Raw genomic sequence first — 20,302 nt, forward strand, 5'->3', positions numbered from 1 at the left:
CGGTCCACGCCGCAGCCGCTGCCACAGCGGCTGCGGAGCCCCGGCCCGGGCCCGCACACTCGTCGTCGTGCCCGATCTCCTCCCCCGGTACGACACCGCGACCCTGGCCGACGTCCTGCCCTCCCTGCTGCACGCGATCGGCGCCCCGCTCGACGACCGCCCGCCCGCGTTCGCGCTGCCGCGGGCCCGCGCGGCGGTGCTCCTGCTGGTCGACGGCCTCGGCCACGAGCTGCTGGCCGCGCACGCCGCGGACGCCCCGGTGCTGGCCGGGCTCGCCGACGCCGGTCCGCTGACGGTCGGGTTCCCCTCGACCACCCCGATCAGCCTCACCTCGCTGGGCACCGGGTTGCCGCCGGGCGCGCACGGCACGCTGGGGCTGACGTTCCGGGTGGACGGCGAGCTGCTCGACGCGCTCAGCTGGTCGGCCGGGCGCAAGGACCTGCGGGACAAGCTCGTCCCGGAGCGGGTGCAGCCGGAACCGACCGTGCTGGAGCGGGCCGCCGACGCCGGCGTCGCGGTGCGGGCGGTGTCCCCGCTGGAGTTCCGGACCTCCGGTCTCACCCGGTCCGGCCTGCGTGGCGGCGAGTACCGCGGGGTCGCGGCACTGGGCGACCTCGCCGTCCAGATCCTGGACGGGGTGGACGGTGCCGGGCCGCGGCTGGTCTACGCCTACCACGCCGACCTGGACAAGATCGGCCACATGTACGGCCCCGGCACGCCGGCCTGGCGCTGGCAGCTGCGGCAGATCGACGCGCTGCTCGCGATGCTCCTCGAGGCGCTGCCCGCCGGGACGCTGCTGGCCGTCACCGGCGATCACGGGATGGTCACGGTCGACCGGCTCACCGACGCCGATGCCGACCCGGCGCTGCAGGACGGCGTCGCGCTGCTCGGCGGCGACCCCAGGGCCCGGCACGTCTACACCCGGCCGGGCGCCACCGACGACGTGCTGGCCGCCTGGCGGGCCACCCTGGGCGACGACGCGTGGGTCGTGTCCCGCGCCGAGGCGGTCGCCGACGGCTGGTTCGGACCGGTCGGGGACCGGGTGCGGGACCGGATCGGCGACGTCGTCGTCGCGCTGCGCGGGAGCGCCGCGGTGGTGCGCCGCGAGGCGGAGCCGTACCTGTCGTCGTTCCCGGGGCAGCACGGCTCGTTGACGCCGGCCGAGCAGCTCGTCCCGCTGCTCGTGCACTCCTGATCACTCGGACCTGATCACTCGGACGGTGCGCGCAGCCGTCCGGTCTCCGGGTCCGGGTCCCAGGCGGCGATCCGCGCCGCGGCCCGACGGACGATCGCGTCGAGCAGGACCCGTCCCTCCTCGGCGGACGCCCCGGCCGGGTCGCCCAGGACCCCGTTCGGGCTGACGGCCGCGATCCCGCCCGCCCGCATCGCGTCGATGATCCCGCGCAGCGGCCGGGTCTCGCCCGCGGCCGCCCGGTCGGTGCGGACCAGCTCCGGACCCAGGTGGGCGAGCAGCGAGGTCTCGTACCGCCCGGCGTGGGCGTCCAGCGGCACCCCCGGCACCGTGGCGGCGCAGGGCAGCCAGCCGGCGTCGCGGCCCTCGTACCGCAGCCGGGTCACCGCAGACGACAGTGCCGCGACGTTGCCGCCGTGCCCGTTGAGCAGCGCCAGCCGGGACGCCCACCGGCAGGCCGACCGGCCGTACTCGACCAGCACGGTGCGCAGCGCCTCCTCGCCGATCGACACGGTGCCGGGGAAGCCCTCGTGCTCCCCGGCAGCGCCGTAGGGCAGCGACGGGGCCAGCACGAACGACGGCTCCGTGTCGTGCAGCGCGGTGTCGTGCAGCGCGGTGTCGTGCAGCGCGGTCGCGACCGCGGTCGCGACGGCGGTGTCGGTGCCCAGCGGCAGGTGCGGGCCGTGCTGCTCGGTCGAGCCGACCGGTACGAGCAGCGTGTACGGCCCTTCCGTGAGGTCGGTCCAGGTCAGGTCCGCGAGCAGCACGTGGACATCCTGCCCCGCACGGGGTCCTCGCGCGTCACCCGTGCTCCCTCGCGGATCGCGGAGTCCATCCGGCGCGGCGCCAGCGCGTCGCCGATCCGGTGCACCGCCCAGGGTCCCCCGGAGAGCTCCGTCCACAGCCCCGCCCCGGCCACTGTGGATGGACCGTCCACGACGACCGCCGCGACCTCACGCCGCTCGGTGCGCCCGGTCGGGTGGTGCAGCACCTCGACCGCCCTGCTCTGGGTACCGATACGCGTCACCTCCAGCACGGCCCGGTCGGTGCGGCACCGGATCCCGGCCGCGTGCGCCCGGCGCCGGAAGCCCTCGCGGTCCAGGGTGAGTCCGAGGTCCTGGCCGACGACCAGGGCCGGGGTGAGGATCTCGACCTCGTGCCCGCGGGCGGCGAGCAGCTCCGCGGTCGAGGTGGCCTGGTGGAACCCGAGCTCGTCGACGACGAGGACCGGGCCGTCCGGCAGGCGGACGCCGGCCAGCACGTCGTCGACAGGGACGGTCAGCCGGTCCGGGTCCCAGTGCGGCGGGGCGGGCACCGATCCGGTGGCGAGGACGACGGCGTCCGGGCGGTGCCCGGCGACGAAGGCTCGGTCCACGGTGGTCCGGTACCGGATCGCGGCCCCCGCCTCGCGCACCTCGCGCAGCAGGTCGGTGACCACGTACCCGAGCTCGGCCCGGCCGGGAGCGGTCGCCGCCGCGGCGAGCCGACCGCCGGGGGCTCCGGCACGCTCGGCGAGCAGCACCCGGTCACCGCGGGCAGCCAGCGACGCGGCCGCGGACAACCCGGCCGGCCCGGCACCGACGACGAGGATCCGGTCCCGGTCCCGGTTCGTGGCCGACGGTCTCCGGAGGTGCGCCGGGGTACGCGGAGCAGAGCCCCCGCGCAGCGGAACGTCCGGGCTCGCGAGCAGCAGCCGTTCCCGGCCGGCATCGGGGTTGACCGCGCACCACAGCGGCAGGTTGAGACCGACCCGGCCGATGCAGTCCTGGTTGCAGCCCACGCAGCGGCGCACCGGCCGTCCGGCCAGGGCCTTCGCCGCGAAGTCCGGGTCGGCGATCTGCCCGCGGGCGACGCCGACCAGGTCGCACTCCTCGCGCCCCAGCGCCGCGGCGGCCTGCCCGGGCGTGGTGAACCGTCCGACGCCGATCACCGGGATGTCCGATCCGGCGTCCCGCACGGCCCGGCGCAGCGTCGCGGCGAGGTGACCGGCGTACCCGGAGGGGGTGTGCATCGACGGTTCGACGAGGTGCAGCGTCGACGTGGCGACCCCGATCGAGGTGTTGAGGTGGTCGACCAGGCCGGTGCCGGCGAGCCGGCGGGCGAGGTCGGCGCCGTCGTCGGGGGTGATGCCGCCGGGAACCCGCTCGTCGGCGCCGATCCGCAGGCCCAGCACCGGGCCCGGCCCGATCGTCTCGCGGACGGCGGCCACGACGTCGAGCACCAGCTTCGCCCGGCGGGCCCGGTCGCCGCCCCAGGCGTCGGTCCGCCGGTTGGTGGCCGGGGAGAGGAACAGCCGCAGCAGGGAGGCGTGCGAGCACTGCAGCTCGACGCCGTCGAACCCGCCCTCGACACAGCGGGCGGCGACGTCGGCGAACCCGGCGACGATCCCCGCGATCCCGGCGGCGTCAAGCTCGGCGGGGACCTCCCGGAACATCGGATCGGGCAGGGCCGACGGCCCGACGACGGGTTCGCGCGAGTACAGGCCGGAGCCCTGCGCGCCGTTGTGGTTGAGCTGGGCGAGCACGACCGCGCCGTGTCGCCGCACCGCTTCGGTGATCAGCCGGTATCCGGGCAGGACCGCCGGGTCGTGGCCGCGGATCAGCCGTTCGTAGGGCCGGTCGTGCGGGTGCACGGCGTGCTCCTCGGTGATCACGAGTCCGGCACCGCCCGCCGCCCGCGCCGCGTAGTAGGCGGCGTGCCGCTCGGTGGGCAGGCCGCCCTCGGCGAACCCGGTGAGATGCGCGGTGAACACGATCCGGTTCCGCAGCTCGCGGCGCCCGAGCCGCAGCGGTGTCCCGGGTGTCACCTCTCCGTCCTCCGAGGGGCGCGAACGTGACACTCGCCGGGCGGGGACCGCCGCGGGGAAGGTGGGACGGCCGGGGTCGTGGGACGGTCGGGCGACACGGCGGCCCTCCCGGACGGCGTCGGCCATGGTGCGCGGGGCCACCCGGTCGCCGGCGACGCTCCGGCCGGGCCCGTCCGGGATCGTCCGGTCCGGGCGCCGCGGCCCGCAGTCGACGACCGCGGCGCACGCCGGCCTGGTCACGGCGCCGGTGTGCACGTCGTGCAGCTCGGCGACGCCGCCGGTGATCCCGCCGCTGACCCCGCGCAGTTCGCTGAACAGCGCCCGGCCGACGCCGGCCCGCTCCAGCCGCGCGTTGGCCGGGGCCAGGTCTCCACAGCGTCCGAGCTGGTGACCGGCGATGGCGTCCGGAGTGGCGAGGGTGACCGCGTACCCGGCCGACGCCAGCAGCTCGGCGAGCCCCGGGCCGGTCCAGTCCCCCAGCGGGTCGCGGACCAGCACCGGGGCTCCGTCCGGCACGCCGGCCGCGGCGAGCATCTCCCGCACCTCCCGGTCCGGGCGGGCGGCTGCCGCCGCAGGCCACACCGGCACGTCCGCCGGGTACGGCACGGCCGACGGCCGCGACCCGGTGGCCAGCACCACCGTCGCACCGTCGGCCTCGGCCGCCGCGACCGCCTCGGCGTCGAGCTCGGATCCCAGCTCGACCCGTACACCGAGCCGGTCCAGCTCGCGTTCCCACCAGGCGACCGGCAGCGCCATCCGGGACCGGCCGGGCAGTGCCGCCGCGGCGTGCAGCAGCCCGCCGAGCCGGTCCGCACGCTCGTGCACCGCCACCGCGTGCCCGCGCAGGGCGTGCGTCCGCGCCGCCTCCAGCCCGGCCGGTCCCCCGCCGACGACGAGCACCGTCCCCGGCTCCTCGCGGTGATCACCGATCGGGCGGTGGATCCGGCCATCGGTGGCCGCCCCGGCCGCCGGATCGTCGATCACCGTGGCCGGCGGGGCGACCGGCGGCTCGGTGCGCTCGTGGCCCGCCCGCGGCTCCAGCTCGTCGGACACGACGGGGTTGCGCGGATCCCGGGCCGCGGCCAGCGCGTTCGACAGCGTGCACGGCCGGATTCGCTCCGGCGTCCCGGCACGGGCCAGCGCGACCAGCTCCGGGTCGGCGATCTGGGCTCTCGTCATCTCGACGAGATCGGCGTCACCGCAGGTCAGCGCCGCCTGTGCGAGTTCCGGCGCGGCGACGCTGCCGGCCAGCACGACGCGGGTCGCGCCGGCCACCGCTCTGCGTACCTCGGCGCAACGCCCGCGCAGGAACGCCTCGGGGGTGTGCAGGTCCGGCCGGGTCGCCGACACCGACAACCCGCTGCCGACGACCGGGACGAGCAGATCCACGTCCCCGGCGATCGTCCGGGCCAGGGCGATGCCGTCGGCCGGGATGATCCCGGCCCACGGCGCCAGCTCGTCCACGCAGAGCCGCACGCCCAGCAGCGCGTCCGGACCGATCGCGTCCCGGACCGCGGCGAGCACCTCGCGCAGCAGCGCCGTCCGATCGGTGCCGTACCGGTCGGTGCGGTGGTTGGTCAGCCCGGAACAGAACTGCCGCAGCAGCGAGTGCTGCCCGGCGGAGATCTCCACCCCGTCCACACCGCTGTCCACAGCCGACCGTGCGGCGTCGGCGAAGCCGTGCACGACCGCGTCGACCTCCGCGCGCCCCATCTCGACCGGGGTCTCCCGGGACACCACGTCGGGGACCGCGGACGGCGCCCACAGCGGGTACCCGGAGTGCGCAGAGCTGCCCTGCCCGCCGGCGTGCGCGAGCCCGGCCAGCACCAGCGTCCCGTGGGGCCGGCACGCCCCGGCCACGGCCGCCCACCCCGCGGCGGCCGGCACCCCGGCTGGCGCCCGATCGTCCGTGCCCGGACCGACCTCGTCGAGATGCGTCCCAGCGGGCCGGGGAGATCCACAATTCCCGCTGTGCTGCATCTCGGCGGGACCGGGGGGCGGGGCGGGGTGCGGAGCGAGGTGCGGGGCGGCGAGGGGCGTGGTGGGGAAGGCGGCGGGTGCGTAGGCGTAGGGGTGGTCCGACGGGTGCACCGAGGCCGGCTCGACGACGACCAGTCCGGCCCCACCGGCGGCCCGTTCGGCGTAGTACGCCACGTGTTCGGCCGTGATCTCCCGCGCGGTGTTCCCCAGGTTCGTCTCGTGCGGCCCGAACACCACACGCGACGGGGCCCGCCGACCGCGCAGGTCGACGGGCCCCGTCAGCAGGTCCGTGTCAGCTCCCCGCGACGGGCACCGACGCGGGCACGGCCTCGGGCTCCGGCGCGAACCCGGCGAGCGGGTTCTCGTCGCAGGCCCGGTCCGGCCGGCGCGGCGGCGGGGCCAGCGAGAGCATCGTCGGCTGCTTCGGCGTGCGGGAGTTCCGCGGCGCCGACCGCGAGTGATCCACGTCCGACTTCGGGATCAGGGTCTCGTCGTTGCGGTCGGCCAGCATCTGCTCGCCGAAGCCCCGCACACACTCCGGGTCCGGGCCGTCGAGGGGCAGGCCGGTGAAGAACTTCGCCGCCATGCACCCGCCCTGGCAGGAGTCGTAGAAGTCGCAGGACGCGCAGGCACCACCGGTCTGTGGCGAGCGCAGCTCGGTGAACAGCTCCGAGTGCTCCCAGACCTCCTTGAAGCCGCCGGTGTCGCGGACGTTTCCGGCCAGGAAGTTCTCGTGGATCGCGAACGGGCAGGCGTAGACGTCGCCGACCGGGTCGATCAGGCAGACCACCCGGCCCGCGCCGCACAGGTTCAGCCCGGGCAGGGCGTCGCCGTAGGCCGACAGGTGGAAGAACGAGTCGCCGGTCAGCACCTGGTCGCCGTGCGCGACCAGCCAGTCGTAGAGCTGGCGCTGCTGAGCCTGGGTCGGGTGCAGCTCGTCCCAGACGTCGGCGCCGCGACCGGACGGGCGCAGCCGGGTGATCCGCAGCTGGGCACCGTACTTGTCGGCGATCGCCTTGAACTCGTCGAGCTGGTCGACGTTCTCCCGGGTCATGACGACCGAGATCTTGGGCTGGCCGAAGCCGGCCTCGGCCAGGTTCTCCAGGGCGGTGATCGCGGTGTCGAACGAACCGGGGCCGCGGACGTGGTCGTTGACCTCGGGCGTGGCGCCGTCCATCGAGATCTGGATGTCGACGTAGTCGGTCGCCGCGAGCTGCGCCGCGCGGGCCTTGTCGAGCTTGACGCCGTTGGTGGAGAACTTGACCCCGACGTCGTGCGCGATGGCGTAGTCGAGCAGCTCCCAGAAGTCCGGGCGCACGGTCGGCTCGCCACCGCCGATGTTGATGTAGAAGACCTGCATCCGCTGCAGCTCGTCGATCACCGCCTTGGCCTCGGCGGTGGTCAGCTCACGCGGGTCGCGCCGCCCGGAGCTCGACAGGCAGTGCACGCACGCGAGGTTGCACGCGTAGGTGAGCTCCCAGGTCAGGCAGATGGGCGAGTTCAGGCCGTACTGGAAGTGGTCGACCAGCTTCACGGGCACCTCACTGTGGTGGTGGACGTCGGCGGTGACGGCCCTAGCGGGCGGTGATCGTGCCGGACTGCAGCAGCCCGGCGAGGGCCTTCAGGTAGGCCTCGTGCCGGGACGCGGGCACACCGGCGGCCTCGACCGCGGACCGCGCGTCCGGGTGGTGTTCGAGGCCCTTGACGACCTCGACGAGTTCGGGGGTCTTGAGGAACGACAGCTTGCGGGTCGTGAAGTCGTACACCAGGGCGCCGAACGGCTCGGGCCGCAGCGAGACGCTCTCGCTGACGCGGTACGGCGCCGCGGGGTCGAACGACCCCGCAGCCCCGTCCGAGCTCGCGGCAGGCACCGCGGTGTCGACCGGCTTAGTAGACACCGCACATACCGTCGATGGAGACCTCCTCGACGAGGGTCTCCTCGACCAGGGCGTCCTCGTTCACGTTCTCGCTCATGGGCTACCTCCGCAGGTTCACTCTCGACGAGAGAGGTGTGACCGCCCCCGCCGGCCGGCGTGGGCAGCGCATCGAAGGTATTGGCACCGGGTGCCGGAAAGCAAGGATCGCCGTGCACGCCCGTCCGTTCGGACGGGCGTGCATGCTGGCCCCCATGACGACCGACCACGTGCTGCTGCACCTGTGCACGCCCCCGGAGCGGGTGTCCTACGAGCTCGCCGGCGAGATCGCCCCGGCGTCCCTGGACGAGGTGGGGTTCGTCCACCTCTCCACACCCGAGCAGGTGGCGCTGCCCGCGCAGCGGCTGTTCGGCGGCCGCGACGACATGCAGTTGCTCGTGCTCGACCCGGCGGCGCTGGAGCGGGCCGGCGTCGAGGTCCGGTGGGAACCGGGCGTCCCGGGCGACCCGGAGTCGATGCGCTTCCCGCACGCCTACGGCGCGGTGCCCGCCGCGGCCGTCGTCGACGTCGTCGAGTACCGGCCGGGCCCGGACGGTTTCGGACGTCCCGAGCTCCCCTGACCCGCATTCCCCGTGCCCCGGCCTTGCGCTCCGAGTGGCATCCCCGGGGCCCGGGAAGGGACGAGGGTGCCGCTCGGGACATCGCGCCGGGGGCGCAGGTCAGGCCTCGCCGGCGGACTTGCGCGGGATGTCCGGGGCCGCGGCACCGGCGGCGCCGCGGGGCATCCGGCGGGCGAAGGTGACCACGGTGTCGGCCAGGTCCACCAGCCGGGCCCGGACGCCGTCGTCGACCAGCTCGCCGGCCGAGAAGTGCGTGTTGTTCGCGTACACCGCGCCGGGCACCGCCCACGCCCGGAAGAAGCCGACGATCGGCTTGAGCTCGTGCTCGAGGGCCAGGTAGTGGTGGTCGGTACCGCCGGTGGCGACCAGCCCGACCGGCTTGCCGGCCAGCGCGTCGTTCGGGAGCAGGTCGAAGAGGTTCTTCAGCCGTCCGGTGTAGCCGCCCCGGTACATCGGCGTCCCGACGACGAGCGCGTCCGCCGCGACCACCCGGTCGATCGCGGCGCGGGTGTCGCCGGTGTAGTCACCGGGGTCGCGTCCGTCGCTGAACACCAGGTCGCGATCGCGCAGGTCGAGCAGCTCCGCGGTCACGCCGTCGTGCTCCGCCGCGCGCCGCAGCGCGATCTCGACGGCCAGCACCGTCTTCGACGGCGACGACGGGCTGCCCGAGATCCCGAGCACGTCCACCGGCCCACCTCTTCCTCGATTCCGACCCCTGGTCGGCGACCCTCGCACATCGGGCGGCACCCTGGACGCCGCCCCCGCCCGAGCACCGCAGAGGAGAACGCGTGCCGCCGAGCCGACGGACCTTCCTGCGCGCCACCGGCGCGGCCGCCGCGCTGGCCGCGGTCCCGGCGCTCGCCGCGTGCGGGGCGCCCGCCGACGCGGGGGCGCCCCGGCTGCGGGTCGCGTTCCCGGGCCGCGGGCCGCTCGGCGTGCCGGACGCGCACGTCGTCCCGCAGGTGATCGACCGGGCCCGAGCGGTCGCGGTCGCCGAGACGCTCACCGTGTGGACCGCGGAGATGGGCGTCGGGCCGGGGCTGGCCGAGACCGTCGAGCCGGACGCCACCGGCACCCGCTGGCGGGTCCGGCTGGCGCCCGCGACCTGCCACGACGGCCGGCCGATCACCGCGGACGACGTGCTGGCCTCGCTGGGCCGGATCGTCGCCGGGGGCACCGCGGCGCCGTTCCTGGCCGGGGTCGACCCGGCGCGCACCCGGGCGCTGTCGGCGTCCGAGCTGGAGATCGGGCTGACCGCGCCGGACTTCCTGTTCCCGCTGGCCCTGGGCGCCCCCGGCACCGGGATCGTCCGGGACGGCCGCGGCGCCGCGCCGGTGGGGACCGGCCCGTTCCGGGTCGTGCCCGGCACGCCGGACGTGCTGGCCCGGCACGACGGGTACCGGGGCGGCCCGCCGCCGTCGTCGGAGCTGGAGTTCGTCGCCCAGGACGACGAGGAGCAGCGCTACCAGGACCTCATCGCGGGCCGGATCGCCTGGGCGCACGACCTGTTCCCGCACAGCGCACGCCGGATCGCCTCGCGGGTCGCGGTGTCGCTGCTGCGGGCGCCCGGCTCGGTGAACCGGCTGCTCGACCTGCGGACGGACCGGCCGCCGTTCGACGACCCGCGGCTGCGCGAGGCCGTCCGGATCACCGTGAACCGCGACGAGCTGGTCCGCCGGGTGCTGCTCGACCTGGGCTCGCCCGGCGACGACTTCTACGGACCCGGCCTGCGCGAGCACGTCGGCGGCGCGGCCGTGCTGCGGGACCCGGAACGGGCGCGCGAGCTGGTCGACGCCGCCGGTGCCCGCGACACCGAGTTCGAGGTGTGGTTCGAGGACCCGCTGAGCCGGCCGGCGATGCCGTTGCTGGTGGAGCAGCTGGACGCGATCGGGCTGCGGGCCCTCCCGCGCGACCCGAACCCGCCGGACGACGCGAAGGACCGCACCGGTCCCGGCAGCGGGGCCGCGTCCGGCGTCGGAGCCGGGGCCGGGATGTCGCTGCGCCCGACGACCGACACGCCCGCGATGGCGTTCCGGCGGGTGGACTCGGTGCCGGTGCCGCTGTATCTGGCCGTCTCCGCCGCCGGCACCCCCGCCACCGCGCCGTCGCCCGAGGTCGCGGCGCTGCTCGCCGGGGCGAAGCGCAGCGCCGACCCGGACGTCCGCTCGGACGCGTTGCGTCGGGCCCAGGTCATCCTGCGCGGCTCGACGACGGTGTGGGCGGTCGGGGACGAGCTCACCGGGGCCGCGGCGGATCTGACCGGGGCGACGGCGGCCAGGCCGGACACCGACCGCTGGGCCCGGTTCGACCGCGCCCGGCTCGGCTGAGCTCCGGGGTCCCTGCCGAGCGCGCTGCCACTCACCTGCAGCAACGATCAGGTTGCGCTTGAAAGGCCATGGCATCTGTGGTCCCGTTCAGGTCGTCAGGTGACATCGGGGGTGTGGGGCAGTGCTGCGGTCGTTCCGCGAGCTGACGGTGCCGAGCCGGATGCTGGTGGTGAACCAGTTCGGCATCAACCTGGGCTTCTACCTCGTGCTCCCGTTCCTGGCCACCTACATGGGCGGCCTCGGGTACGCCGCCGCGACGGTCGGCGTGGTGCTGGCTCTCCGGAACCTCTCCCAGCAGGGGATGTTCCTGATCGGCGGCTCGGCCGCCGACCGGCTCGGCTGCCGACCGATGATCATCCTCGGCTGCGCGCTGCGGATCGTCGCGTTCGGGCTGTTCACCGTGGTCGACGCGCTGCCCGGGCTGATCGTCGCCGCGGTGCTCACCGGGCTGGCCGGGGCGTTCTTCAACCCGGCCGTGCGGGCGTACCTGATGCACGAGGCCGGGGAGCGCCGCGCCGAGGTGTTCTCGGTGTTCAACGTGTTCGGCCACGCCGGGGCGCTGCTCGGCCCGCTGCTGGGCGCGGCGCTGCTGGCGGTCGACTTCCGGCTGGTCGCCGGCGTCGCCTGCGCGGTGTTCACCGTGCTCACCGTCGCGCAGCTGTTCGTGCTTCCCGCCCGGCCGGTGCAGCCGCAGGACCGCGGCGTCCTGCGGAGCTGGGGCGAGGTGATCGGCAACCGGCGGTTCCTGCTGTTCGCGCTCGGCGGCGCCGGCTACTTCGCGCTGTTCAACCAGCTCTACCTGGCGCTCCCGGTCGAGGCGCAGCGGGTCTCCGGGGTGGCGGGTGCGGTGAGCGCGGTGTTCGTGGTGTCCACCGTGATCGGCATCGTCGGCCAGGTCCGGATCACCGCGTTCTGCCGGGCCCGGTGGACCGAGGGTCGCTCGATGGCGGTCGGCCTGGTCCTGATGGGAGCCGGGTTCGTGCCACTCGCGGTCGCCGCTCCGCTCGTGCCGACCGCGCCCGCCGGCCAGTGGACCGCCGCCGGGCTGCTCGCCACGACCCCGGTCCTGCTCGGCACCGCGGTGTTCACGGTCGGGATGGCGATGACGAACCCGTTCTCGCTGTCGCTGCTGCCGCGGGTCGGTAGCGAACGCCTCGCCGGCACCTACTACGGCTGGTACTACCTGGTCTCCGCGGTCGTCGTCGCGATCGTCAACACCGCCGTCGGCGACCTGCTCGACCGCGCCGGGGACGGCTCCGGCCGCTGGCTGCCCTTCGCCGTCCTGGCCGCCGTCGGTGCGGCCGGCGGCGCCGTCATCGCCTGGATGGCCCGTACCGGACGGCTGGATCCGCGTCCCGTGCCCGCCACCTGATCCCGTCCGACACCGAGGAGCTGCCGTGCCCCTGAGCCGTCGTGCCTTCCTGGGCGGTGCCGCCGCGCTCGCCGCCGTGCCCGCACTCGCCGCCTGCGGTGGTGGATCCGGCGGGGGCGGCGAGCGGCTGCGGGTCGCGTTCCCCGGCGGCGGGTCCCGGGAGTCGCTGGACCCGCACGCCGTCCCGCAGTTCGTCGACCAGGCCCGCGCGAAGGCGTGCTTCGACGCCCTCACCGGCTGGACCCAGGAGATGACGGCGCAGCCGCGGCTCGCCGAGTCGATCGAGCCGGACGCGACCGGGACCCGCTGGCGGATCCGGTTGCGCGAGACGAGCTGGCACGACGGACGGCCGCTGACCGGCGACGACGTGCTGTTCACGCTGCGCCGGATCGCCGACCCGGCCACGTCGGCGTCGGCGGCGTCGCTGTTCGGGGGCGTCGACCTGACCGCGAGCCGGGCGAACGGCCGTGACGTCGAGGTCGCGCTCACCGCCCCGGACTTCCTGTTCCCGCTCTGGCTCGGCGCCCCGGGCACCGAGGTCGTGCCCGCCGGCAGCACGGACCACGCACGCCCGGTCGGTACCGGGCCGTTCCGGTTCGTGTCCTTCGAACCCGGCGGACCCGCCGTCTACGCCCGCAACGACGCATACTGGGACGGCGCACCTCCGTCCCCCGAGCTGGAGTTCGTCCCGATCGACGACGAGCAGGCCCGGCTCGGGGCGCTGCTCTCCGGGCAGGTCGGCTACGCCCACGACCTGCGCCCGACGAGCGCCCGGCAGGTCGAGCAGCAGGCCGGGCGAACGACACTGCTGTCCGCGCCGCAGTCGACCTCGCAGTTCCTCAACCTGCGTGTCGACCGGCCGCCGTTCGCCGACCCGCGGGTCCGGGAGGCCGTGCGGATCGGCATCGACCGCGAGGCACTGGTGCGGGTCGTGCTGCTGGGCACCGGGCAGGTCGGCAACGACCTGTTCGGCGGCCCGGGCCTCCAGTACTACCCGGCCGACGTCCCGCAGGTCCCCCGGGACGTCGAGCGGGCCCGCGCGCTGGTCCGCGAGGCCGGAGCGACGGACGTCGCGTTCGAGCTGCAGACCTCCGGCAGCGATCCGAACTTCCAGCCGGCCGCGACGCTGGTGGCCGAGCAGCTGGCCGAGATCGGGCTCCGTGCCACCCCCCGGGTGCTGGACTCGCAGACGTACTTCTCCGCCGTCCGGGAGAGCGGGGTCTCGTCGTTCACCCGCACCGGAACCCTGCCGATCCCGGACTTCATCGGTCGCCGCCGGCTCAGCACCTCGGACAACAGCAACTACACCGGCTATCGGGACTCCGAGATCGACCGACTCTTCGCCGCCGCGATCGCGACCCCGGACGACGGTGCCCGGGCCCGCGATCTGGAGCAGATCCAGACCCGGCTGCGGGAGGCCTCCGGGGCACTGGTGTGGGCGACGAGCAACTGGAACGTCGGCGTCGCTGCGGGGATCACCGGGATCGAGCCGGCCAAGCCGAACAGTCACCTGTGGGCCCGTTTCGACAAGGCCTCCGCCGGGTGAGCACCCTCGCCCGCGTCCGCCCGTCCAGCCCGATCCGCAGGCGGCACCCGGTGCTGCGCCGGGCCGGGGTCGCGGCGGTGCAGCTCGCCGCGACGTCGATCCTGGTCTTCGCACTCAGCACGCTGCTGCCCGGGGACACCGCCGAGATCGTGCTCGGCCCCGACGCCACCGACGCCCAGGTCGACCGCCTGCGCATCGAGCTCGGGCTGCACCGCCCGCCGTCAGAACGGTTCGGGGAGTGGGCCGCCGGACTCGTCCGGGGAAACCTGGGTTCGTCCCTGGTCACCGGGCGTCCGGTGGTCGACGAACTCGGCGACCGGCTCGGCTCGACCGTACTGCTCGGCGGTCTCGCACTGCTGGTCACGATTCCGCTCGCGGTCGCGGTCGGCGTGCTCGCCGGGCGACGTCCCGGACGGCCGGCGGACCGGGCGTCGACCGGGATTGTCGCGGCGCTGCAGGCGGCGCCGGAGTTCGCGCTCGGCCTGCTGTTGGTCGGGGTGTTCTCGCTGCAGCTGGGCTGGCTGCCGGCGACGGCGGGCGGCGGCAGCCTGCTCACCCCCGCGGTGCTGGTACTGCCGGTACTGGTGCTGGTGTCGTCGCAGCTGGGGCGGCTGTCGCGGCAGGTTCGGCTCGGCGTCGTACAGGCCGACCGGTCCCCTCCCGTGGAGCACCTGCGCCGGCTCGGCCTCCCCGAGTCCGTCGTGCTGGCCCGGCACGTGTTGCCCGGCGGGGTCGCGCCGTCGTTGCAGCAGCTCGGCCGGATCGTCGACGGTCTGCTCGGCGGCGTCGTGGTGGTGGAGGCGCTGTTCGCGTTACCCGGCCTCGGTGCCGGATTCGTCGAGGCGGTCCAGCAGCGCGACCTGCCGCTGATGCAGGGCTACGCGCTGCTGTTCGCCACGACCACGATCCTGGTCAACCTGGCCGTGGACCTGTGCGCCGCCCGGCTGGCCCCGGTCCGGGAGGAGACCCGGTGACCGCGCTCGCCGTCCTGCTCGTCGGCGTCCCACTGACGCTTGCGCTGCTCGGTCCGCTGGTCGCACCGCTGCTCGGCACCGACGCCCGGCCCGCGGCCCTGCTGCCGCCGGGTCCCGGGCACCTGCTGGGCACCGACGCGCTCGGCCGGGACGTGCTCACGCTGGCGCTCACCGGGGGGACGACCGTGGTCCTGCTGACCGCCGGCGCCCTCGCCCTGGCCTACCTGGCCGGGGTGCCGCTCGGGCTCGCGCTCGCCGCCACCCCGCGGCGTTGGCTGGCGTCGCTGACCCAGCGGATGCTGGACCTGCTGCTGATCCTGCCGTCGCTGCTCGTGCTGATGGTGCTGGCCGGGACCGGACGCCGGGGCGTCGGCTGGCTGCTGGCCGCCGCGGCGCTGGTCCAGCTCCCGGCGGTGGTGCGGCTGGTCCGAGGCGCGGCGGCCGCACCGGTGCGACGGGTCGCGCTGGAGACGATGGCGCTGTCCGGCGAACCGTGGTGGCGGATCCACCTGCTCGAGACCGGCCGGTTCGTCTCCGGCGCCGTCCTGGTCGACGCCGGCACCCGGGCGGTGCTCGTGCTGACCCTGCTGGCGAGCGCGAACTTCCTGGGGGTCGGGCTGGCACCGGACACCGTGGACTGGGCCGTGGTGATCGAGCAGAACACGGCGTCGCTGTTCCTGGCCCCGGCCGCGCTGCTGGTCCCGGCGGCGCTGCTGATCTCCCTCGCGGCGGGGACGAACCTGCTGGTCGACCGGGTCGCCGACCGCACCGGAGCGGTGTCGTGACCGCGGCGCTGCGCGCGTCCGGGCTCACCGCGCGGGCCGCCGACGGGACCGTGCTGGTCGACGGCGTGGACCTCACCCTCGAGGCCGGGACGGTGCTCGTGGTGACGGGGCCGTCCGGGGCCGGCAAGTCCACCCTCGGGCTCGCCCTGCTTGGTGAGTGCGCGACCGGCAGCGGGCTGGCGGGGTCGGTCCGGGTCGGCGACACGGAGCTGCTCGGGCTCGACCCGGCGGCCCTGCGCCGGGCGCGGGCCGGACGGGTGGGGCATCTCCCCCAGCACCCCGGTGTCGTGCTGGACCCGGTGCGCCGCACCGGGCCGGTGCTCGACGAGCTCGCCGCCGCCGTGCACGGTCGCGGGCGGGCACACCGGGCCGCCCGGGCCGCGGCGGTCGCCGCGGCGCTGGAACGAGCCGGCCTGGACGCCGAACCGGGGCTCGCCCGCCGGTTCGGCCACCAGCTCTCCGGCGGGCAGCAACAGCGGATGGCCCTGGCCCAGACCCTGGTCACGGGGCCGGACGTCGTCGTACTCGACGAACCGACCACCGGCCTCGACCCGGTGACGACCGACGCCGTCGTCGACCGGCTGGCCGCGCTGGCGCGCACCGGGACCGCCCTGGTGCTGCTCACCCACGACCTGGACACCGCGCGCCGGCTCGGCGCCGGCACTCCCTCGTCCGGGGTGCTCGTGCTCGACGGCGGCCGGGTCACCCGCCGCGGGCCCGCCGCGGAGCTGCTCGGGCCGGCCCCGCCGGTGCACCGCCCGGACGACCGGCCCGGCGGGCCGCCGGTGCTGGAGGTGACCGGGCTCGGCGTCCGCACCCCGGCGGGCGTGCCCCTGCTGTCCGAGGTGGACCTGACGGTGGAGCGGGGCGGGCACCTCGCCGTCGTCGGGCCCTCCGGCGCGGGCAAGACCACGCTCGGCCGGGCGCTCGCCGGGCTGACGCCGAGCACCGGCGAGATCCTCGTCGACGGCTGCGGGGTGCAGGACCGGCGCGCCGTGCAGTACGTGCATCAGGACTCCCGTACGGCGTTCCTCGACCACCGTCCGGTGCTCGATCAGGTCGCGCGGCCCGCGGTGCTGCTGCGCGGGCACTCCCCGGCCGAGGCCGCGGAAGCGGCGAGAGCGCTGCTCGGACGGCTGGGGGTGGACCCGGAAGCCGCGGCGCGACGGCCGGACGGCCTGTCCGGCGGTCAGCTGCAGCGCGCGGCGGCGGCCCGAGCGCTGCTCGCGGGGCCGTCGGTGCTCGTCGCCGACGAGGTGACCGCGGCGCTGGACGCCGAGCACCGGCGGTTGCTGCTCGCCGAGCTGCACCGGGCCCGCCGTGAGGACGGTGTCGCACTGGTTCTGATCAGCCACGACCCGGCGATGGTGGTCGCGGCCGACCAGGTACTCACCCTGGTCGACGGGCGGGCCGCGACCGCGACCCGCGGGCCGGGAGCAGACGTCGACAGCGCACCCCGGCGTGTTTCACCCGTCCGGTAGCCGGGCACGTCCCCGGCATGACGAACACATACCGGGTGACCGAGATCGTCGGCACCTCTCCGGACGGCGTCGACGCGGCCATCCGCAGCGGCATCAACGACGCCTCCAGGACGCTCCGCAACCTCGACTGGGCCCAGGTGAGCGACATCCGCCTGCACCTCGACGAGGGCGCGATCGAGCACTTCCAGGTCAGCCTCAAGGTGGGGTTCAAGGTCGAGGAATGATCGACCGGGCCGGACGGTGACCGGTGGTCACCGCCACCGAGCCATACGACTGAACACCTCTTCAGATGTGACGTAGGGTCGCGCCATGTCGCGCTCCCTGTTGTCCCGGCCCGCCGGATGACCCCCGTCCTCAACCGCCGCGGGTTCCTGGCCGCGGGCCTCGGCGTCGCCGGGCTGGTGCTGACCGGTTGCGGCGCCGGGTCCGGAGCCGGCACCGACCGGCTGCGTGTCGCCTTCGCGGCGGGCGGCTCCCGGGAGTCGCTCGACCCGCACGTCCTGCCGCTCTACGTCGACCAGGCCCGGGCGAAGGCCTGCTTCGACACGCTCACCGGGTGGTCGCAGGACATGACCGCGCAGCCGCGGCTCGCCGAGTCCTGGGAGAGCGACGACAGCGGCCGGCGCTGGCGGATCCGGCTGCGCGCCGCCCCGTTCCACGACGGGCGGAACGTGACCGCCGACGACGTCCTGTACTCCCTGCGCCGGATCACCGACCCGGGCACCGACGGGATCGCGGCGGCACTGTTCCGCGATCTGGACCTCACCGCGTCGCGGGCGACCTCGGCCACCGAGCTGGACCTCGTGCTGAACCGGCCGAACTTCCTGTTCCCGCTGGCCTGGGGCGCGCCCGGGACCGAGATCGTGCCGCAGAACGCGACCGACTTCACCAGACCGGTCGGCACCGGACCGTTCCGCTTCACCTCCTTCGAACCCGGAGGCCCGGCCCTCTACACCGCCTTCGACGGCCACTGGGACGGGCCCCCGGCCGTCCGGGAGCTGGAGTTCCTGCCGGTGGACGACGAGGAGGCCCGGATCGGCGCGCTGCTGTCCGGCCAGGTCGCCTACGCCCACGACCTCACCCCGGCCGGGGCCGCCCGGCTCGACGGCGACGACCGGGCCGCGGCGATGGCCGCGCCGGCCTCGGCGAACCAGTTCCTCGTCATGCGAGTGGACCGCCCGCCGTTCGACGATCCCCGACTGCGTGAGGCCGTCCGGCTCGGCATCGACCGCGAGGAGCTGGTGCGGATCGCGCTGCTCGACCGCGGCCGGGTCGGCAACGACATGTTCGGCCTGGGCCTGCAGTACTACCCCGAGGTCGACCAGGTCACCCGGGACGTCGGGCGGGCCCGGGAGCTGGTCCGTGCGGCCGGCGCGCAGGACGTGGCCGTCGAGCTGCAGACCAGCGGGGCCGACCCGAACTTCGATGCCGCCACCACCGTCGTCGCCCGGCAGCTCGGCGAGGTCGGGATCCGGGTGAGCCCGCGGACACTGCCGTCGGAGAACTACTTCAAGGCCATCCGCCAACAGGGCGTGTTCTCCCAGAACAGCACCGGTTCGCTGCCGATCCCGGACTACATCGGACGGCGGATGCTGACCTCCACCCCGACCTACGACTTCACCGGCTACCGCAACCCGGAGATCGACCGGCTCTACTACGCCGCCACCGGCACCGCCGACGAGGCGGCCCGCGCGGAGTCGTTCCGCCAGATCCTGCAGCGCCTGCGCGCCGACTCCGGCGGGCTCGTCTGGGGTGTGCGGGACTGGAACGTCGGGGTCGCCGCGGGCGTGTCCGGGCTCGAGCCGGCCCGGCCCAACACGTTCGCCTGGGCGAACTTCGCCCGGGCAGGGCTGGGCTGAGCACCCGCGACACAGTCCCGGAACGGCCTGCAGAGGGAAGCGATCCTCGGGTTCAGATAATCTGAAGCTGTGCGTCGCTGGCGTCAGCGTCAGCGGATCGCCACCAGCATCCGCCGGTCGAAGGTCTGGGTGAGCGTCCCGACCTCGCTGAACCCGGCACCGCGCAGCGCGGCCTCCCAGGCCGGGAGCGTCGACCCGCCGGGCACGTGATCGGCGAACCGGCGCGTCCGCTCGGCGAACCCGTCGGCCAGGTCGGGCTCAGCGCCCAGCGCGTCCCACCAGCTGCGGAAACCCTCGCCGGTGGCGAGGCCGCGGGCGGTGCGATCCTCGCGCAGTCGCCGGGTCAGGGCGGTCAGGCGCGGCGCGGCCGGGTCGGCGAGCAGGGTGTCGACGTTCACGAACACGCCGCCCGGCCGCAGCACGGCGGCGACCTGCTCCGCGAGCGCGGGCAGCGCGGACTCCTGCAGCCAGTGCAGCGCGGTCGCCGACACCGCGGCGTCGAACGGGCCGGGCACCGACGCCGTCCACTCCGGACGCGACAGGTCGGCGTCCACCCAGTGGACGCGGTCCCCGGTGGTGCGACGGGCGAGCTCGAGCATCACCGGGTCGACGTCGACGCCCACGATCTCGGCGCCGGGGAACCGCTGCGCGGCGCGCGACGCCAGCGATCCCGGCCCGCAGGCGAGGTCGAGCAGCCGTCCGGGGGCGGCGTCGAGCCCCGCCACGACGTCGAGCACCAGCCCGAACAGCTCCTCGCGGTCCGGGATGTAGCGCTCCTGCTGCGCGTCCCAGCGGCGCAGCCACTGCCCGGCATCGAGATCGGAGCCGACAACCACGGATTCCCCCTGCGTCCGATGTGCACCTGCGCCGCGACCCTAACCGCCGTGCCGGAGCGCCGGCACGCCCTCCAGGCCCCCCAGCACGGCGTCGAGCCCGAACCGGAAGGCCCCCTCCGCCTCGGCGGCGTGCCCCGGCTCGTCGGCCACGATCCCGGTGCGGACCAGCTCGGCCCGGTTCTGCTCCTCCGCGACCGCACCCAGGACGTAGTGCACCAGGGTGCGGGCGGCCCACCGCGCCTGCCGCGGCCCGAGCCGGTCGGCGAACAGGCCCGGGAACGTCCGGCTCGGCGCCAGCCCCTCCGGCCGGAACGCCAGCACGAAGGAGACGACCTCCGCGCCGTCGCGGACCCGCCGCAGCGCGTCGCGCAGCTCGCCGGCGGCGCTGCGGGCGTCGGGCGCGGTGGGGCCGTCGCCTCCGTCGCCGAGGATCCGGGTCGCGACCTCGGCGAGCAGCTCCTGCTTGTTCGCCACGTGGTAGTAGAGCGCACCCGGCCGGACGTCGAGGTCCTGGGCGACCCGGCGCATCGAGAGCCCGCTCAGACCCTGCTCGTCCAGCACGGTGTAGGCGGCGTCGACGATCCGGTCCCGGGTGAGCCCCACCCGATCAGTGTCGCAGCGCCGATCAGTGTCGCAGCGCCGATCCCGGC

18 protein-coding genes are annotated in these 20,302 nt (G+C 75.4%); 10 read left to right on the plus strand and 8 right to left on the minus strand.

The features are described 5' to 3' along the window. The first annotated feature begins 67 nt into the window (after positions 1–67). A complete protein-coding gene (locus ACLFMI_RS07705; RefSeq protein WP_410947039.1) occupies positions 68–1,195 on the plus strand; it encodes an alkaline phosphatase family protein in 1,128 nt (375 codons plus the stop codon). A 14-nt stretch (positions 1,196–1,209) separates the two neighbouring features. Here the strand turns inward: ACLFMI_RS07705 and mftE are convergent, their stop codons facing one another. Genes mftE through mftA form a run of 5 tightly spaced genes read right to left on the minus strand, consistent with a single transcriptional unit; the run spans position 1,210 to position 7,952 of the window. Beyond that, complete coding sequence (mftE, locus tag ACLFMI_RS07710; RefSeq protein ID WP_410947040.1) at positions 1,210–1,959, minus strand: mycofactocin biosynthesis peptidyl-dipeptidase MftE; 750 nt, start codon at positions 1,957–1,959, stop codon at positions 1,210–1,212. Beyond that, positions 1,941–6,212 (minus strand): oxidoreductase, encoded by a 4,272-nt coding sequence (locus tag ACLFMI_RS07715; RefSeq protein WP_410947041.1) that lies wholly within the window; start codon positions 6,210–6,212, stop codon positions 1,941–1,943. The genes mftE and ACLFMI_RS07715 overlap by 19 nt, the downstream gene beginning before the upstream one ends. A 58-nt stretch (positions 6,213–6,270) precedes the next feature. Further along, entirely contained in the window at positions 6,271–7,512 is a 1,242-nt protein-coding gene (gene mftC, locus ACLFMI_RS07720; RefSeq protein WP_410947042.1) for a mycofactocin radical SAM maturase, read from the minus strand. A 40-nt stretch (positions 7,513–7,552) separates the two neighbouring features. Then, a complete protein-coding gene (gene mftB, locus ACLFMI_RS07725) occupies positions 7,553–7,876 on the minus strand; it encodes a mycofactocin biosynthesis chaperone MftB (RefSeq protein ID WP_410947043.1) in 324 nt (107 codons plus the stop codon). Then, complete coding sequence (gene mftA / locus ACLFMI_RS07730; protein WP_410947111.1) at positions 7,866–7,952, minus strand: mycofactocin precursor MftA; 87 nt, start codon at positions 7,950–7,952, stop codon at positions 7,866–7,868. The genes mftB and mftA overlap by 11 nt, the downstream gene beginning before the upstream one ends. A gap of 154 nt (positions 7,953–8,106) precedes the next feature. Between mftA and ACLFMI_RS07735 the strand changes: the two genes are divergently transcribed. Next, positions 8,107–8,472 (plus strand): DUF952 domain-containing protein, encoded by a 366-nt coding sequence (locus ACLFMI_RS07735; protein ID WP_410947044.1) that lies wholly within the window; start codon positions 8,107–8,109, stop codon positions 8,470–8,472. 99 nt (positions 8,473–8,571) lie between these two features. Here the strand turns inward: ACLFMI_RS07735 and ACLFMI_RS07740 are convergent, their stop codons facing one another. Beyond that, positions 8,572–9,159: an NADPH-dependent FMN reductase gene (locus ACLFMI_RS07740; protein ID WP_410947045.1), complete on the minus strand. Its 588-nt coding sequence runs from the start codon at positions 9,157–9,159 to the stop codon at positions 8,572–8,574. A 101-nt stretch (positions 9,160–9,260) separates the two neighbouring features. Here ACLFMI_RS07740 and ACLFMI_RS07745 point away from each other — a divergent pair, with 101 nt between their 5' ends. The 8 genes from ACLFMI_RS07745 to ACLFMI_RS07780 all read left to right on the plus strand — a co-directional run bounded on the left by ACLFMI_RS07745 (position 9,261) and on the right by ACLFMI_RS07780 (position 18,816). After that, positions 9,261–10,799 carry an ABC transporter substrate-binding protein gene (locus tag ACLFMI_RS07745; RefSeq protein ID WP_410947046.1) on the plus strand — a complete coding sequence of 513 codons (1,539 nt, stop codon included), beginning with the start codon at positions 9,261–9,263 and terminating at the stop codon, positions 10,797–10,799. A 121-nt stretch (positions 10,800–10,920) separates the two neighbouring features. Then, positions 10,921–12,171 carry an MFS transporter gene (locus ACLFMI_RS07750; protein WP_410947047.1) on the plus strand — a complete coding sequence of 417 codons (1,251 nt, stop codon included), beginning with the start codon at positions 10,921–10,923 and terminating at the stop codon, positions 12,169–12,171. A 25-nt stretch (positions 12,172–12,196) separates the two neighbouring features. After that, complete coding sequence (locus tag ACLFMI_RS07755; protein ID WP_410947048.1) at positions 12,197–13,717, plus strand: ABC transporter substrate-binding protein; 1,521 nt, start codon at positions 12,197–12,199, stop codon at positions 13,715–13,717. Next, complete coding sequence (locus tag ACLFMI_RS07760) at positions 13,714–14,691, plus strand: ABC transporter permease (RefSeq protein WP_410947049.1); 978 nt, start codon at positions 13,714–13,716, stop codon at positions 14,689–14,691. Before ACLFMI_RS07755 ends, ACLFMI_RS07760 begins: the two co-directional genes overlap by 4 nt. Continuing rightward, positions 14,688–15,476, plus strand: coding sequence for an ABC transporter permease subunit (locus ACLFMI_RS07765; RefSeq protein ID WP_410947050.1), 789 nt, complete (start codon positions 14,688–14,690; stop codon positions 15,474–15,476). Before ACLFMI_RS07760 ends, ACLFMI_RS07765 begins: the two co-directional genes overlap by 4 nt. After that, positions 15,473–16,957: an ABC transporter ATP-binding protein gene (locus ACLFMI_RS07770; protein WP_410947051.1), complete on the plus strand. Its 1,485-nt coding sequence runs from the start codon at positions 15,473–15,475 to the stop codon at positions 16,955–16,957. Before ACLFMI_RS07765 ends, ACLFMI_RS07770 begins: the two co-directional genes overlap by 4 nt. Positions 16,958–16,974: 17 nt before the next feature. Further along, positions 16,975–17,181, plus strand: a complete 207-nt coding sequence (locus tag ACLFMI_RS07775; protein ID WP_410947052.1) for a dodecin — start codon at positions 16,975–16,977, stop codon at positions 17,179–17,181. 117 nt (positions 17,182–17,298) lie between these two features. Further along, positions 17,299–18,816 carry an ABC transporter substrate-binding protein gene (locus tag ACLFMI_RS07780; protein ID WP_410947053.1) on the plus strand — a complete coding sequence of 506 codons (1,518 nt, stop codon included), beginning with the start codon at positions 17,299–17,301 and terminating at the stop codon, positions 18,814–18,816. Positions 18,817–18,905: 89 nt separating this feature from the next. Here ACLFMI_RS07780 and ACLFMI_RS07785 read toward each other — a convergent pair whose 3' ends face one another. Together ACLFMI_RS07785 and ACLFMI_RS07790 are read right to left on the minus strand one after the other, a co-directional pair. Then, positions 18,906–19,652, minus strand: coding sequence for a class I SAM-dependent methyltransferase (locus ACLFMI_RS07785; protein WP_410947054.1), 747 nt, complete (start codon positions 19,650–19,652; stop codon positions 18,906–18,908). 39 nt (positions 19,653–19,691) lie between these two features. After that, positions 19,692–20,255, minus strand: a complete 564-nt coding sequence (locus ACLFMI_RS07790) for a TetR family transcriptional regulator (RefSeq protein ID WP_410947055.1) — start codon at positions 20,253–20,255, stop codon at positions 19,692–19,694. Between the last annotated feature and the right edge of the window lie 47 nt (positions 20,256–20,302).

The organism is Pseudonocardia nantongensis, from assembly GCF_046546495.1.
Classification (GTDB): Bacteria; Actinomycetota; Actinomycetes; order Mycobacteriales; family Pseudonocardiaceae; genus Pseudonocardia; species Pseudonocardia nantongensis.